Source organism: Sphingomonas sp. PP-F2F-A104-K0414, from assembly GCF_004340945.1.
In the GTDB taxonomy this organism is placed as follows: domain Bacteria; phylum Pseudomonadota; class Alphaproteobacteria; order Sphingomonadales; family Sphingomonadaceae; genus Sphingomonas.
This window is the reverse complement of sequence record NZ_SLYD01000001.1, coordinates 858931-874327: the sequence shown is the minus strand read 5'-3', so window position 1 is coordinate 874327 and position 15397 is coordinate 858931. Positions and strand designations below refer to the sequence as shown.

At 65.7% G+C, this 15397-nt stretch carries 10 protein-coding genes and 1 tRNA gene; 4 read left to right on the top strand and 7 right to left on the bottom strand.

Translation table 11 applies throughout. The annotated features are described in order from the left end of the window. Positions 1 to 19: 19 nt before the first annotated feature. Both C8J46_RS03845 and C8J46_RS03840 read right to left on the bottom strand, forming a co-directional pair. Positions 20 to 442: an acyl-CoA thioesterase gene (locus C8J46_RS03845; protein WP_132735119.1), complete on the bottom strand. Its 423-nt coding sequence runs from the start codon at positions 440 to 442 to the stop codon at positions 20 to 22. Further along, complete coding sequence (locus C8J46_RS03840) at positions 439 to 2493, bottom strand: S9 family peptidase (protein ID WP_132735117.1); 2055 nt, start codon at positions 2491 to 2493, stop codon at positions 439 to 441. The genes C8J46_RS03845 and C8J46_RS03840 overlap by 4 nt, the downstream gene beginning before the upstream one ends. A gap of 641 nt (positions 2494 to 3134) precedes the next feature. Between C8J46_RS03840 and C8J46_RS03835 the strand changes: the two genes are divergently transcribed. After that, the gene (locus C8J46_RS03835) at positions 3135 to 4943 is read left to right on the top strand and encodes an aminopeptidase P family protein (protein ID WP_132735115.1); all 1809 of its coding nucleotides are present in this window, start codon (positions 3135 to 3137) and stop codon (positions 4941 to 4943) included. Here the strand turns inward: C8J46_RS03835 and C8J46_RS20695 are convergent. Then, positions 4936 to 5073, bottom strand: a complete 138-nt coding sequence (locus tag C8J46_RS20695; RefSeq protein WP_165886442.1) for a hypothetical protein — start codon at positions 5071 to 5073, stop codon at positions 4936 to 4938. The two genes, C8J46_RS03835 and C8J46_RS20695, sit on opposite strands and share 8 nt — an antisense overlap. Positions 5074 to 5162: 89 nt before the next feature. Here C8J46_RS20695 and C8J46_RS03830 point away from each other — a divergent pair. Both C8J46_RS03830 and clpB read left to right on the top strand, forming a co-directional pair. Further along, a tRNA-Thr gene (locus tag C8J46_RS03830) sits at positions 5163 to 5237 on the top strand. Between the two features lie 315 nt (positions 5238 to 5552). Beyond that, positions 5553 to 8132: an ATP-dependent chaperone ClpB gene (gene clpB / locus C8J46_RS03825; protein ID WP_132735113.1), complete on the top strand. Its 2580-nt coding sequence runs from the start codon at positions 5553 to 5555 to the stop codon at positions 8130 to 8132. Positions 8133 to 8192: 60 nt separating this feature from the next. Here clpB and C8J46_RS03820 read toward each other — a convergent pair whose 3' ends face one another. The 4 genes from C8J46_RS03820 to xseA form a co-directional block, all read right to left on the bottom strand. Further along, on the bottom strand, positions 8193 to 11219 hold the full coding sequence (locus C8J46_RS03820; RefSeq protein ID WP_132735111.1) for a TonB-dependent receptor: 3027 nt from the start codon (positions 11217 to 11219) through the stop codon (positions 8193 to 8195). Between the two features lie 257 nt (positions 11220 to 11476). Beyond that, positions 11477 to 12319 (bottom strand): M23 family metallopeptidase, encoded by an 843-nt coding sequence (locus C8J46_RS03815; protein WP_132735109.1) that lies wholly within the window; start codon positions 12317 to 12319, stop codon positions 11477 to 11479. After that, positions 12316 to 12516: a DUF2093 domain-containing protein gene (locus C8J46_RS03810; RefSeq protein WP_056054286.1), complete on the bottom strand. Its 201-nt coding sequence runs from the start codon at positions 12514 to 12516 to the stop codon at positions 12316 to 12318. Before C8J46_RS03810 ends, C8J46_RS03815 begins: the two co-directional genes overlap by 4 nt. A gap of 15 nt (positions 12517 to 12531) precedes the next feature. Further along, positions 12532 to 13968, bottom strand: coding sequence for an exodeoxyribonuclease VII large subunit (gene xseA, locus C8J46_RS03805; protein ID WP_207894077.1), 1437 nt, complete (start codon positions 13966 to 13968; stop codon positions 12532 to 12534). Here xseA and purD point away from each other — a divergent pair. Further along, positions 13967 to 15232 carry a phosphoribosylamine--glycine ligase gene (gene purD, locus C8J46_RS03800; RefSeq protein ID WP_132735107.1) on the top strand — a complete coding sequence of 422 codons (1266 nt, stop codon included), beginning with the start codon at positions 13967 to 13969 and terminating at the stop codon, positions 15230 to 15232. The two genes, xseA and purD, sit on opposite strands and share 2 nt — an antisense overlap. Positions 15233 to 15397: the final 165 nt, after the last annotated feature.

The following is a 15397-nucleotide window of genomic DNA, read 5'->3' as shown; positions in this document are numbered from 1 at the left end:
CTCCCCCTCCACCCCGCCGCTACGCGTCGCGGTCCCCCTCCCCGTTCCGGGGAGGATAAAACGGCGCAGCCACATCCTCGCGCACGCGCATCAACCGCCCGGTCGCCCGATCCAGCAAAGCCCAGGTCGTCACCGCCTCCAGCTTCACCCGCCCATCATCCCCGACAAACCGAACATGCCGATCGAACCGAGCCCCCTTAGGCGCCCCCTCGACCCACGTCTCGCCGACAACCGTCTCCCCCGCGACAACACTCCCGCGGTAATCGATCTCATGCCGCGTCACGACCCACACATACGCCAGCTTATGCTCGGCCGGCGCCACAGCCTCCCAATGCGCGGTAGCGATCGCCTGGATCCACTGCACCCAGACCGCATTGTTCACATGCCCAAGCTCGTCGATATCCGCGTCCTGCGCCGTGATCGAGAGCGTGAACCGGCTCACCCCGCGACGCCCAGCTGCCAAAGCACGAACGCATGCTCCTCCGCACCCTCCCGCAGCGATTCGAACCGCCCCGACTTGCCGCCATGCCCCGCGCCCATGTTGGTCTTGAGCAACAGCACGTTGTCGTCGGTCTTCATCAGCCGCAGCTTGGCCGCCCATTTCGCCGGCTCCCAATAGGTCACGCGCGGATCGTTCAGCCCGCCGCTGATGAACATCGGCGGATAAGCCTGCGCCTTGACGTTGTCGTACGGCGAATACGACCGGATCAGCTTGAACGCAGCCTCGTCCTCGATCGGATTGCCCCACTCCGGCCACTCGCCCGGCGTCAGCGGCAGGCTCTCGTCGAGCATCGTGTTCAGCACGTCAACGAACGGCACGTCCGCGATCACCGCGCCCCACAGCTCGGGATCAGAATTGACCACCGCGCCCATCAGCTCGCCACCGGCAGACCGCCCGGCGATCGCGATCTTGCCCGCCGACGTCCACTTGGCGTCGACCAGCGCCTTCGCCACATCGACGAAATCGTTGAACGTGTTCGCGCGCTTCTCGAGCTTGCCGTCAAGATACCATTGCTGGCCCAGGTCATCGCCACCGCGAATATGCGCAATAGCATAGGCGAACCCGCGATCGAGCAGGCTCATCCGCCCGGTCGAGAAGCCCGGCGGGATCGCATAGCCGTACGCGCCATAGGCATAGAGGAACAAAGGCGCCGACCCATCGCGCACGAACCCCGCCGGATACACGATCGAGACCGGTATCTCGGTCCCGTCCCGCGCGACGATCTTCAGCCGCTCGGTCGCGTATTTCGCCGCGTCATAGCCGCTCGGGATTTCCTGCACCTTGAGCATCGTCCGCTCGCCGGTATCGACGTCATAGTCATACACCGTCCCCGGCGTGACCATCGACTCATACCCAAGCCGCAACACCGTCATGTCGTACTCGGGATTGTCCCCCAGCCCCGCGACATAGCTCGCCTCTGGGAAGTCGATCCGCTTACCCTCGGTCGGCGTCTCGTACCGGTGGATCGCGATCTGATCGAGACCGTCCTCGCGCCCATCGACGACGAAGAAGTCCTGATAGCACTCCACGCCGGTCATGTAGAAATGTGGCGAGGCCGGAATCAGCTCGCTCCACGCATCCGGCTCCTCGACCAGCGCGGTGCAAAGCCGGAAATTCGGATCGACGTCGTTGGTGTGGATGAACAGCGTCCCATCATGCTCGTCGACATCATATTCGCGCCCAACCTTCCGCGCGGAAACGAGGATCGGCACCGCCAGAGGCTCGTGCGCGGGCAGCAGATAGAGCTCGCTCGTCACATGATCGCTCGTCGCGATCACGATCCACTTGCGCGAACTCGTCTCGCCGACGCCGACGCGAAAGCCCTCGTCTTCCTCGTGGAACAGCACGACGTCCTCGGAAATCGGCGTCCCCAACCGGTGGAACCGCGCATTGTCCGTGCGCCACTGCTCGTTCGCCAGACCGTACAGGAAGCCCGCATCGTCCGCGGTCCAGACGATCTCGCTGAGCATCCCCGGGATCACGTCGGGCAGATGCTCGCCGGTATCCAGGTCCTTGACCCGAACCTCGAACCGCTCGCTCCCATTGTCGTCGATCGCATAGGCAAGATAGCGCCCGTCATTGCTGATCGAGAACGCGCCGAGCCGGAAATACTCGTGCCCCTCGGCCAGCGCCGGCTCGTCGAGCAACAGCTCGTCGTCACCCCCTGCGACAGGTTTCCGCCACCATTTCTTGTACTGCCCGCCGGTCTCGTACGCGGTCCAGTAGAGCCAATCGCCATCCTTCTGCGGCACCGAGGATTCGTCCTCCTTGATGCGCGCCTTCATCTCTTCGTAGATCGTATCGACCAGCGCCGTGTGCGGCGCCATCTGCTCTTCGAAATACGCGTTCTCGGCGGCGAGATACGCGAGCACATCGGCGTCATCGACCTCCGGATAGTTCGGATCCTTCAACCACGCATAGGGATCCTCGATCGTCACGCCATGCGTGGTGAAGCTGTGCGGGCGCTGTTCGGCGATGGGGGGCGTGGTCATGCAGCGGTGTTAGCGGGGCGGAGGGAGGAAGCCAAACGCTGCGGCATCGTGGAGAACCGATCCCCGCCACAACCACCACCCCCACGCCACCACCCCGGCGAAGGCCGGGGCCCAATTGGAAAGGTCGCAGTAACTGCACGCAATCCCTCCTCACCATCGTCCCCCAATTGGGCCCCGGCCTCCGCCGGGGTGGTGACGATTGGTGTGAGCGACCGCACGCCCATCATGCACCCCCGCGAAGGCGGGGCCCCAGACTGGGCTCCCGCCTTCGCGGGAGAACAAGGAGCAGGACCGCGCGATAGCCGCTAAAAACACCACCCCGGCGGAGGCCGGGGCCCAGTTGGAAAGGTCGAAGTAACGACGCGCTGCGCTTAGTTAGCGACATCCCCCAACTGGGCCCCGGCTTCCGCCGGGGAGGTGACAAAAGTTCGCCGTAGACACAGCAACGGTGTTGAGCCCCGCCCGCACCCGCTGTCCTACACATCTGCATTCTGTCACAACGCCCGGCATGAACCATGACCGCCAATCCGCGCCCATACCCATACCGTCGCGCCCGTCCCCCACGCCCACCAGGGGCAAGTATTGAAACCTCGCCAGCGTCTGCACTTTCTATACTTCACTTTTGACGAGAGACCGAACCGATGAACCCGACCGCCCGCTTAGCCGACCGCCTCGCGGCCCTCCGCGCCCAGCTAACCACCGATAATCTCGACGGTTTCGTCATCCCGCTCACCGATGAACACATGAGCGAATATGTCGGCGGCTACGCGCAGCGCCTCGCCTGGCTCACCGGCTTCGGCGGCTCGGCCGGCACTGCCGTCGTCCTCGCCGATCGCGCCGCGATCTTCACCGACGGTCGCTACACGATCCAGGTCCGCGAACAGGTCGACGGCGCGCAGTGGGACTACGCCGACGTCCCCCAGACCAGCCCCACCGCCTGGCTCGCCAAGCACGCCCCCGAAGGCGGCCGCATCGGCTACGACCCGTGGCTTCACACCGGCACCTGGGTTGCGGAAGCTACCAAAGCCCTCGCCGACCGCGGCGCGACGCTGGTAGCGGTCCACACCAACCCGATCGACGCGATCTGGACCGACCGCCCCGCCCCCTCCCCCGCCAAGTTGACCGTCCAGCCCGACCAATTCACCGGCGCCTCCTCCGCCGAAAAGCGCGCGAAGATCGCGGACTGGCTTTCCGAGCACGACGCCGACGCCGTCATCCTCACCGCGCTCGATTCGATCGCCTGGACGCTCAACATCCGCGGCGGCGACGTCGACCACACCCCCGTCGCGCTCTCGTACGCGATCGTCGGCGCGGACGGCACCACCGACCTGTTCGTCGCCCCGGACAAGCTCGACAACGCGGTCTGCCAGCATCTCGGCAACGCCGTCCGCCTCCACGACCGCACCGCCTTCGCCGCAACCCTCGCCACCTATGCCGGCAAGCGCGTCGCCGCCGACCCCGAACGCGCCGTCGCGGCGATCACGCAGGCGCTCCAGGCCGGCGGCGCCAAGATCCTCCCCCTCCGCGACCCAGTCGTCCTCGCCAAGGCCATCAAGAACCCGGTCGAGATCGCTGGCCACCGCACCGCCTCTGCCCGCGACGGCGCCGCACTCGCGCGCTTCCTGCGCTGGGTCGAAACCGAATGCGTGAAGGGCGGGCAAACCGAACTCAGCGCCGCCGCCAAGCTGCTCGCCTTCCGCGAACAGACCGGCGTCCTGAAGGACACCTCGTTCGATACGATCTCCGCCACCGGCCCGCACGGCGCGATCCCGCACTATCACGTCACCGAGGAATCGAGCGCGCCGATCGAACCCGGCCAGCTCTACCTGATCGACTCCGGCGGCCAATATGCGGACGGCACCACCGACGTCACCCGCGTGATGCCGATCGGCGAACCGACCGAAGAGATGCGCGACCGCTTCACCCGCGTCCTCAAGGGCCATATCGGCATCGCCACCGCGGTCTTCCCCGACAGCACGATGGGCGGCCAGATCGACGCGTTCGCCCGCCGCCCGCTCTGGGAAGCCGGCCTCGATTTCGGCCACGGCACCGGCCACGGCGTCGGTGCGTATCTCGCGGTCCACGAAGGCCCGCAGCGGATCGCCGCGCCAAACTACCCCGGCGGCGCGGCGATGGAGCCGCTGCGCGCCGGCATGATGCTCTCGAACGAGCCCGGTTACTACAAGGCCGGCGAATACGGCATCCGCATCGAGAACCTGATCCTGATCGAACCCCGCGCAATCCCCGGCGCCGACCGCGCAATGCTCGGCTTCGAGACGCTCACCTTCTGCCCGATCGAACGCTCGCTGATCGAGCCGACGCTGCTGACCGCGGCAGAACGCCAATGGGTCGACGACTATCACGCGCAGGTGCTGGCTGTGCTGGCACCGGAGATGACCGACGCGGAGGATCGCGCCTGGCTCACCGCCAAATGCGCACCTCTCAGCTAGAAGGCTCGTCCTTCGACGCAGGCGCAGCCCCGACGGCTCGCGCCTGCGCCTTCCGCCGCCGCAGGTTCTCGCGCAGCGCAGCCGCCATGCGCTCAGCCTTCTCCGCCGCCTTCCGATCCCGATCGTCCATAAATACGTCCTATATCGGGCCGCGATGCCTTGACAACCGCGCCGCCCTCGTCTCTTAGCCCCACTCCGCCGGCAGCGATGCCAGCGAGTGCTGCCGTAGCTCAGTGGTAGAGCGCATCCTTGGTAAGGCTGAGGTCGTGAGTTCAATCCTCACCGGCAGCACCAGTTTTTTGACTTCTCTCCCGCAGCGGGCGCTCGACGAGCACCCTGCGGAGAGAACCGTCACCTTGCCACCTCATGCTCGTAAGCTCGGCATTTGGAGCCCGCCACCGGCAGAAATGCCGCTCGCGCGAGCGTTTTTAGCGTTCCTGGCTAACCCCGACCTTGTCGCCACGTAAGCACGGCACGCCTCCAGGGTAGGCCGCTCCGGTTTTATGTATCGGTTCGATGGCACGTGCTAGCATGTCCCGAAAGCTCTTGTGTTGCTCAAATACAACACCATCTTTGGCCAGATACCGAACCATCCCACAGGAATTCGTCATGAACATCGACAAATTCACCGACCGCGCGAAGGGCTTCCTGCAATCCGCGCAGACCGTCGCGATCCGCATGAACCACCAGCGGATCGCGCCCGAACATCTGTTGAAGGCACTGCTGGAGGACGAGCAGGGCATGGCCGCAGGGCTGATCGCGGCCGCGGGCGGCGACGCCAAGCGCGCGACCTCGGAAACCGATCTCGCGCTGGCCAAATTCCCCGTCGTGTCCGGCTCGGGCGCGCAGACCACGCCGGGGATCGACAACGACGCGGTGCGCGTGCTCGACCAGGCCGAGCAGATCGCGAACAAGGCGGGCGACAGTTTCGTTACCGTCGAGCGGCTGCTGGTCGCGCTCGCGCTCTCGCTCAACACCGCCGCGGGCAAGGCGTTGAAGGCCGGCGGCGTGACGCCGGAGGGGCTGAACACCGCGATCAACGGCCTGCGTCAGGGCCGCACCGCGGACACCGCTGGCGCCGAGGATCGCTATGATGCGCTGAAGAAGTTCGCGCGCGACCTCACCCAGGCGGCACGCGACGGCAAGCTCGACCCGGTCATCGGCCGCGACGAGGAGATCCGCCGCACCATCCAGATCCTCGCGCGCCGGACCAAGAACAATCCTGCGCTGATCGGCGAACCCGGCGTCGGCAAGACCGCGATCGCCGAGGGGCTAGCCTTGCGGATCGCCAATGGCGACGTGCCCGATACCCTGAAGGATCGCCGGCTGATGTCGCTCGATCTCGGCTCGCTGATCGCGGGTGCCAAATATCGCGGCGAGTTCGAGGAGCGCCTGAAGGGCGTGCTCGACGAGGTGAAGGCCGCCGAGGGCGACATCATCCTGTTCATCGACGAAATGCACCAGCTGATCGGCGCGGGTAAATCCGAGGGCGCGATGGACGCGGGCAACCTGCTCAAGCCCGCCCTTGCGCGCGGCGAGCTGCACTGCGTCGGCGCGACCACGCTCGACGAATATCGGAAGTACGTCGAGAAGGACCCGGCGTTGCAGCGGCGGTTCCAGCCGGTGATGGTCGGCGAACCGACCGTCGAGGACACGATCTCGATCCTGCGCGGGCTGAAGGAGAAGTACGAGCTCCATCACGGCGTGCGGATCACCGACGGCGCGATCGTCGCCGCCTCGACGCTGTCGAACCGCTACATCACCGACCGCTTCCTCCCCGACAAGGCGATCGACCTGATGGACGAGGCCGCGTCGCGGATCCGCATGGAAGTCGAATCGAAGCCCGAGGCGATCGAAAATCTCGACCGGCGGATCATCCAGCTCAAGATCGAACGCGAGGCGTTGAAGCGCGAAACAGACGACGCCTCGGTCGACCGGCTCGACACGCTGGAGGGCGAACTCGTCAACCTGGAGGAGCAATCCGCCGAGCTGACGACGCGCTGGAAGGGCGAGAAGGACAAGATCAACGCCGAGGCGCGGTTGAAGGAACAACTCGATGCCGCTCGGCTGGAGCTGGAGCAGGCGCAACGCTCAGGTGACTTGGCGAAGGCAGGCGAGCTTTCCTACGGGACGATCCCGGGGTTGCAGCGCCAGCTCGACGAGGCGGCGGGGGCGACCAAGGGCGCGATGCTCCGCGAGGAAGTGACCGCCGACGACATCGCCGGCGTGGTCAGCCGCTGGACCGGCATCCCGGTAGAACGGATGTTGCAGGGCGAGCGCGACAAGCTGCTGGCCATGGAAGCGACGATCGGCAAGCGCGTGATCGGCCAGGCGCACGCGGTGAAGGCGGTGTCGACCGCAGTTCGCCGTGCGCGGGCGGGGTTGCAGGACCCGAACCGGCCGCTCGGCTCGTTCCTGTTCCTCGGGCCGACCGGCGTCGGCAAGACCGAGCTGACCAAGGCCCTAGCCGAGTTCCTGTTCGACGACCCCAGCGCGATGGTCCGCATCGACATGAGCGAGTTCATGGAGAAGCACGCGGTCGCGCGGCTGATCGGCGCGCCTCCGGGCTATGTCGGGTACGAGGAAGGCGGCGTGCTGACCGAGGCGGTGCGAAGGCGACCGTATCAGGTGATCCTGTTCGACGAGGTCGAGAAGGCGCACGGCGACGTGTTCAACGTGCTGTTGCAGGTGCTCGACGACGGGCGGCTGACCGACGGCCAGGGGCGCACGGTGGATTTCAGCAACACGTTGATCATCCTGACGTCGAACCTCGGCAGCCAGTACCTCGCGAACATGGCGGAGGGCGACGACGTGTCCTCGGTCGAGCCGCAGGTCATGGAGATCGTCCGGTCGCACTTCCGGCCCGAGTTCCTCAACCGTCTCGACGAGGTGATCCTGTTCCACCGCCTCGGCCAGTCGCACATGGCGCCGATCGTCGACATCCAGGTGAGCCGTGTCGACAAGCTGCTGGCGGATCGCAAGATCGTCCTGGACCTGACGGACGCCGCGCGAGCGTGGCTCGGGCGCGTGGGCTACGACCCGGTGTACGGCGCGCGGCCGTTGAAGCGCGCGGTCCAGCGCTATCTGCAGGATCCGCTCGCCGACATGATCCTGCGCGGCGAGGTGAAGGACGGCTCGACCGTCAAGGTCGACGAAGGCGACGGCAAGCTGGTGCTCCAGGTCGCCTGATACGAAGAGGGGGCGGCGTCCTGCGACGCCGCCCCCTTTCGATTGCCGCAACGCCCGGGTTTAGAAGCCGAACTTCACGCCAGCGCGGAACTGACGGCCATAGATGCCCTCGCCCGCTTGCACTGGGTTGTAGAGATACGCGCCATACGTCGCCGGATCGATCGGCGGCAGATCGTTCAGGATATTCAGTACGTTGACGTAGAAGCTGAACTTGTCGGTTACCTTGACCGTGCCGACCATATCGACCGTGATGTAACCGTCGACGTTTGCGGGCAGATAATCGACCGCCAAGCCGCCATCGCCACGTACGCCGCCCTGGTCTTCTGCCGACAGGTTATATCCTGCAACATAGTTCACCGTGCCGCTGAGGCTGAACTCGTCGCGGATATCGATCGTGTTGGTAACGTTGGCACGCCAGCGCGGCGTCCCCGAGCCCGCGGTCAGATTGTAGTTGCCGAGCGTGCCGACATACTTTTCCTTGCGACCGCCGGGGAACGTGGTGCTGAGATCGAGCAGGATACTGCCCTCACCCGAGATCGTGTAGCGGATGTTGTCGTTGATATCGAACCGCGCGCTACCGCCCATGTCGATGCCCTGCGAATGGATCGTGTTGGCATTGACCAACTGCGACTGCACCAGCCCGACCCGCGGCGTAGCGCCCTCGAAACCGACGCCAACGGCATCCGGAGTCACCGTGAACCCTTCGGGGATCGGCTGACCCGAATAATAAGCGGCCAGTGCGTCGCCTGCGGTCAGCGAGGTAATCGCACCCGTCTTCTTGATGTCGAAGAAGTCGACCGTGAACGACACGTTACGGATCGGCTCGAACACGACGCCAGCCGTAAAGCTCCGCGACTTCTCGGGCTTCAGGTTTTGGCTGGCCAGAGTCGTCTGACCATAGCTGCCCTGACGAATATAGGTCGGGCACGAAGCGAACGTCGCCACAGTGCAACCATATTGCGCGAGATACCCATCGCTGAACAACGTCGCGTTGTTGGTGACATAGCCAGTCGTCGGCAATGCATTGGCCTCGCCAAAGCTCGGGATGCGGAAACCGCGCGACCATGTACCGCGGATCGCAAGCTGGCGGATCGGCGTGAACTTGGCGCCGACCTTTGGCGAGAAGTTGCTCTGGCCCGACGAATAATGATCGTAGCGGCCCGATGCGTTGACCAGGAACTGATCGACGATCGGCAGCTGCAATTCGGTGAATGCCGAGGAAACCGTACGATTGCCGCTGGTGCCGAACGCGTTGATCGAGAAATATCGCTGCGTTGGCCCATTCGTATCGGCGTTCGCCGATGGTGCGTCGATTGCCTCGTAGAAAATCGACCCGCCGACGGCGAGCTGTGCAGCACCACCCGGAAGCGTGAACAGCTCCTTGGTGACCGATGCCTGCAACTGATACAGGTCCGAGCTAGAGTCGTTGATGTTGTCTGGCGTCAGATAGCTGCGCGTTGCCTGCGAGTTGAGCGCAGGGTTGACGAAATTGTAGCTGCCGTCGTTGATCACATCGAGCAGGTGCTGGACGAAGACATAGCCCTTCTGCGTGCGACGCAGATCGCTATGCATCGCGGTCGCATCGACCCGGTAGTTCCAGTCGCCGGCAATCGTACCCTTGATGCCTGCAGCCGCACGGTACACCCGGTTACGCGTCCCGTTGAAGGTGACGGTATCGGGCAGCGCGCCGATCAGCAGCGCGTTCTGGCCCTGCGCAGCAAAGGGGTTGTTCGGGTTGAGACTCCCGTTTGCCGCCGTGCAGGTCACAGTGCCGCGTGGGCAGACATAGACTGGCAGTGACAGGGGCGCGGAACCCGCAGCATATTGCGCCGCTGCCGAGGACGTCGAATATTGCGGGAAAAGGATACCTGCCGGGGCATTGCCGCGAATGACCGACGGGTCACCGCTATAGCTCGACGAGGATTGCTGGAAATTGACTTCCATATACGCTTCGGCGGCATCGCCGACCTTGGCGGTGAACCGCGCCGAACCACCGAAGCGCTCGATGTTCGGTGCCACTACGCCATATTGGTTGACCAGGTCCTGCTGGCAAACGACGTTTGCGACGGCAGCGTTATTGGCCTGCGCGCGGTCGGCTGCAGTCGTCGAATACGGCGTACCGTTAAGGCAGCCTGGGGTCAGCAGCTGGAATTGCGAGCCGCCGACCGCGGTTGCGCCGTTGGCCGGACGGACGAAGAAGTTCGCACCGGCGACCGAGCCGTTGTTCGGAAGCAAACCATCGGCGCCGATGCCGTTGACGATGTTGTTCGGTCCACCCGTACCAACGCCGCGCTGATCCGCCGAATTAAACGGAGATGCCAGATCGCGGTTGTAGACGGCTTCGCTGCGGAAATAGAAGCCGCTGATATACGCGTTATAGCCTTTCGCATCGAGATCACCGGTGCCCGCGGTCAGCGTCAGACGCTGGTTGGCAGCGACGCCACGCTGGCTGATGCCCGCTTCGGCGCGGCCGCTGATGCCATTGAACGAGCGCTTGGTGATGACGTTGACGACGCCTGCGATGGCGTCTGCACCATAGCTGGACGATGCACCGTCACGGAGAACCTCGACCCGCTCGACGATGTCGTCGGGGATCGTGTTCAGATCGACGAAGTTGCGCGTCGCGTCATCGGCGAGCGGATAATAGGCGGCGCGCAGGCCGTCGAACAGGACGAGCGTCGAGTTGGTCGACAGGCCACGCAACGATACCGCGGACGCACCACCGGCAAATGCGCCGTTCGCGGTGAACGAGTTGGTCAGCGCCGGACCGTTGTTCGATGCGAGCGACTGAATGGCGCCCTGCACGGTGTTGATGCCACGCGCGTCGAGGTTGGCAGTCGTCAGCGTCGTGACCGGCGATGGCGTAGCATTGTCGGTTTGGCGAAACAGGGATCCGGTAACGACGATGTCCTGACCATTCGACGCTTCGTCGGCTGGCGGCGTCTGCGGTGCTGGAGCGGCCGCTTGCGCGTCTCCGGCGGTCGTCGGGTCCTGGGCAAAGCCAGTCGCAGTAGACAGGACCAGCGCTAATGGCGTCACTGCAGCAAGCAGCAGTGTCTTTGACGTAAATCGTGTCGTGGTAATCAAGACTGAACCCCTTGCATTGCGCACCGACCGCCCTGACGATCGGCTGCGAAAACACCTCAACTGCTGCTTTGCAAGCGTGCCGAGGACATGGGTTAAGAATGCAGGTGGGCGCCCAGCGTGTAAAGACAGGCATGACGCATCGTTCATTTTTGGTTGCAACCAGTGTCAAAAATGACACGAAAGCTGCCTCTTTTTTTCCGCTCGGTAATAATAGCAATTTCGCGCGATCGGAGTTGTAATAATGTAAGCCCGCCGTCTTACCCTATTTCGCCGGCCACCAGCAGCGGATCGAGTTTCGCGTCGTTCCAGCGCAGGCTCCAGTGGAGATGCGGACCGGTGGCGCGGCCGGTCATCCCGACCGCGCCGATCGGTTGCCCTTTTGTCACGTGATTGCCGGGTTTCACGTCGATGCGTGACAGGTGCAGGAACGCGCTGTTGAGGCCCATGCCGTGGTCGATCATCAGCAGATTGCCCTCCAGCGTGAACGGGTGATCTGCGGCCAGGATCACGACGCCATTGGCTGGCGCGCGCACGACCGTGCCCGTCTCGCGCGCGATGTCGATCCCCGAATGATAGGACCCCGCCTCGCCATTGCGGTAGATGCGTTGCGACCCGAACAGCGTCGAGATCCGACCCGTCACCGGCCACGCGAACGTCTGCCGCCATCCGTCGGACACTGCGGATCCTTGTCGTGCGGCCTTGATCTCGGCAAGTTCGCCAGGGCGGATGCGCGTGAATTCCGCTTCCGGAACGGGATATTTGGGCAGGGTGGACAGCCGCGAGATGTCCCAGCTTCGGGGTGCGATCGTCAGCGGCTGCTGGATCATGCGTCCGTCGGCAAGTGTCGCACTGAGCATGGCCTGCGGGCCGGCGTCGCGGTCGAAGCCGGCGAGAAAGCGGCCGTCGGGGGCCAGCGCGATCGGCTTGCCGTTCAGCATGACGGTGCGCGTTCCGGCGGGGGCGGTCCCGAGGATCAGCCCGCCCTGGCTGAGCGTGCCGGTCCAGCGAAAGGGGCTCGCAGTTGCGGTAGTTGGCGGCGGCGCTTGCTGGGCGGTGGCGCTGGTCGCGGCCAGCAGGATGAGCGCCGCCGCCCGGATCATCGCGGGGCCATCGCTTCGCTGGCGGCGGCGGCGGTGGAATAGGCTTCCTGCCGCGCGACGCTCCAGTAGCGCAGGTCTTCGAGCGCGATACGGTGGCCGGTCGCGGCGCACGCCACGTGGTCGCCGGGGCTGAGGACGCGGAAACCGTTGGCCATATAGTGCAGCCGCGCGGCGCGGTCGGAGTTGGACATCAGCATTGCTAAAACTCTTCTTTACAGCAGGGTGGGCTGGCGTGGCGCCGGGTCGGGCGCGGCCTTCGCCTTGGGAGCAGCATAGGTTTTGGCGGCGGGGCGCTCAAGACCGGTGTCCGTGACCGCGTCCAGCACGCCGTCGCGGAAGTGAAGCGTCAGCGTCCCCGCGTCGCGCGCCGATTTGGCGGAGGCAAGCGTCTCGCCGCCGGGGCGGGCGGTGACGCGAGCATAGCCGCGGTCGAGGATCGCGTCGGGGTTGAGCGACTGGACGAGGCGCCAGGTTGCATCGAGTTGCGCGCGCTTCGCTTCGAGTTTGCGTTCCAGCGTGGCCGGGCGGAGCGCGGCGCCCGAGCGATCGAGACTGCCGCGCGCGAGCGTCAGGCGACGCTCCAGCCCGCGATCGAGGCGCTGGCCGAAATCGTCTGCGCGCTGGCGCTGCGGCCCGAGCAACTGGTCGCGCTTCGGCAGCAGGCGCGCGAGCGCATCTAGCCGCTCGCGACCACGCTCGACGTGGCGGCGCGCGCAGCGCTCAGTGCGGTTGCGGTGGCTGTCGATCGTGAGGCGCAGGTCGGCGAGCACGGGCACCGCGATCTCGGCGGCGGCGGTCGGCGTCGGCGCGCGGAGGTCGGCGGCAAAATCGCACAAGGTCGTGTCGGTCTCGTGGCCTACGGCGGAGATGATCGGGATCGTGCAGGCGGCGACCGCGCGGACGACGACCTCCTCGTTGAACGACCACAGATCCTCGACCGAGCCGCCGCCGCGTGCGACGATGACGAGGTCGGGGCGCGGCACCGGGCCGCCGGGCACGATCGCGTCGAACCCGCGGACCGCGGCGGCGATCTCGGCGGCGGAGCCTTCGCCCTGCACCTTGACCGGCCAGACGATGACGTGCGTCGGGCAGCGATCCTCGAGCCGGTGGAGGATGTCGCGGATCACCGCACCGGTGCCCGAGGTGACGACGCCGATCACCTTCGGCATGAACGGCAGCCGCTTTTTCCGCGTGCCGTCGAACAGCCCCTCGCCCGCGAGCTTCGCCTTCAGTTTCTCGAGCAGCGCCATCAGCGCGCCGGCGCCGGCCAGCTCCATCCGCTCGATGACGATCTGGTATTTCGAGCGGCCGGGATAGGTGGTGAGCTTGCCGGTCGCGATCACCTCGATGCCGTCCTGCGGCACGAACGCGAGGCTCAACGCATTGCCCTTCCAGATGACGCCGTCGATCACCGCCTGGTCGTCTTTCAACGACATGTAGCAATGCCCGGAGGCGACGCGCTTCCACCCGGAGATCTCGCCACGCAGGCGGACATGGCCGAACTCGCCCTCGACCATCCGCTTCAGCTTGAACGCGAGTTCGCCGACCGACATGGCGAGTGCGTTGTCGCCGGCGACCGGCTCGGCTACCAGCCGCCCCATGTTTGCCACCATGTCGCTGGACAATTCATCGGAAAAGGGATCGGGCATGAACGTCCTGCTGCTGGGCTCGGGGGGTCGCGAACATGCGCTCGCGTGGAAGCTGGTGCAATCTCGCGGCCTCGATACGCTGTATGCCGCGCCGGGCAACCCCGGGATCGCACGGCTTGCGACGCTCGTGCCGCTGGATGCGACGGACCACGCCGCCGTCACGGCGTTCGTGCGAGAGCATGCGGTCGGGTTGGTCGTAATCGGACCGGAGGCACCGCTGGTCGATGGGTTGGCCGATAGTTTGCGCGCCGCGGATATCCCTGTGTTCGGGCCGTCGAAGGCGGCGGCGCAGTTGGAGGGTTCGAAAGGCTTCACCAAGGATCTGTGCCTGCGCGCCGGGATCCCGACCGCGGGCTATGTCCGTGTGAAAACGCGCGAAGAGGCAGATGCCGCGCTCGCCCGCACCTTCTCGCTGCCGGTGGTCATCAAGGCGGACGGTCTCGCCGCGGGCAAGGGCGTCGTCATCGCCTTCAGCGCGGCCGAAGCCGATGCCGCGCTTGACGCGCTGTTCGCCGACGGGGAAGCCGAGGCGGTGATCGAGGAGTTCCTCGAAGGCGAGGAGGCGAGCCTCTTCGTGCTGACCGATGGCGTGTCGCTGATGCCGTTCGGCTCGGCGCAGGATCACAAGCGCGTGGGCGAGGGCGATACCGGGCCGAACACTGGCGGGATGGGCGCGTACAGCCCTGCGCTCGTGCTGACGCCTACGCTGGAGAAGCGCGCGATCGACGAGATCGTCGCGCCGACGGTGGCGGCGATGGCGGCGGAGAACATGCCGTTCTCAGGCGTGCTATATGCCGGGCTGATGTTGACGCCGCAGGGGCCGAAGCTGATCGAATACAACGCGCGGTTCGGCGATCCCGAGACGCAGGTGCTGATGATGCGCTTCCAAGGTGATCTGCTCGCGACCATGCTGGCGACCGCGGAAGGGCGGCTCAGCGAGATGCCGGCGGCGAAGTTCAGCGACGAGACCGCGCTGACCGTGGTGATGGCGGCGGACGGCTATCCGGGTACGCCCAAGGCGGGCGGGTCGATCGTCGGACTGGATTCGGCACGGGCGGCGGGCGGCACGGTGTTCCATGCGGGCACGCGTCTTGAGGACGGCGGGCTGGTCGCGGCGGGCGGTCGCGTGCTCGCGGTGACCGCGACCGGCGACGATGTCGCAACGGCGCAGGCGAACGCCTACCGCGCGGTCGAGGCGATCGATTTCGCGGAAGGCTTCTACCGCCGCGACATTGGCTGGCGCGAGATCGCGCGCGGCGCGTAATCCAGTCCTTATCCTCCCCCGCCAGAGGGAGGTGGCTGGCGCTTGCCAGACGGTGGGGGAGGAAAGCGAAAACCCCTGTTCCGTGACCTCCCCCTCCGCCACCTTCAGCGACACCTCCCCCTTGCGGGGGAGGATCGTCAGGTACGAGCCAGCCGATTTGATCTC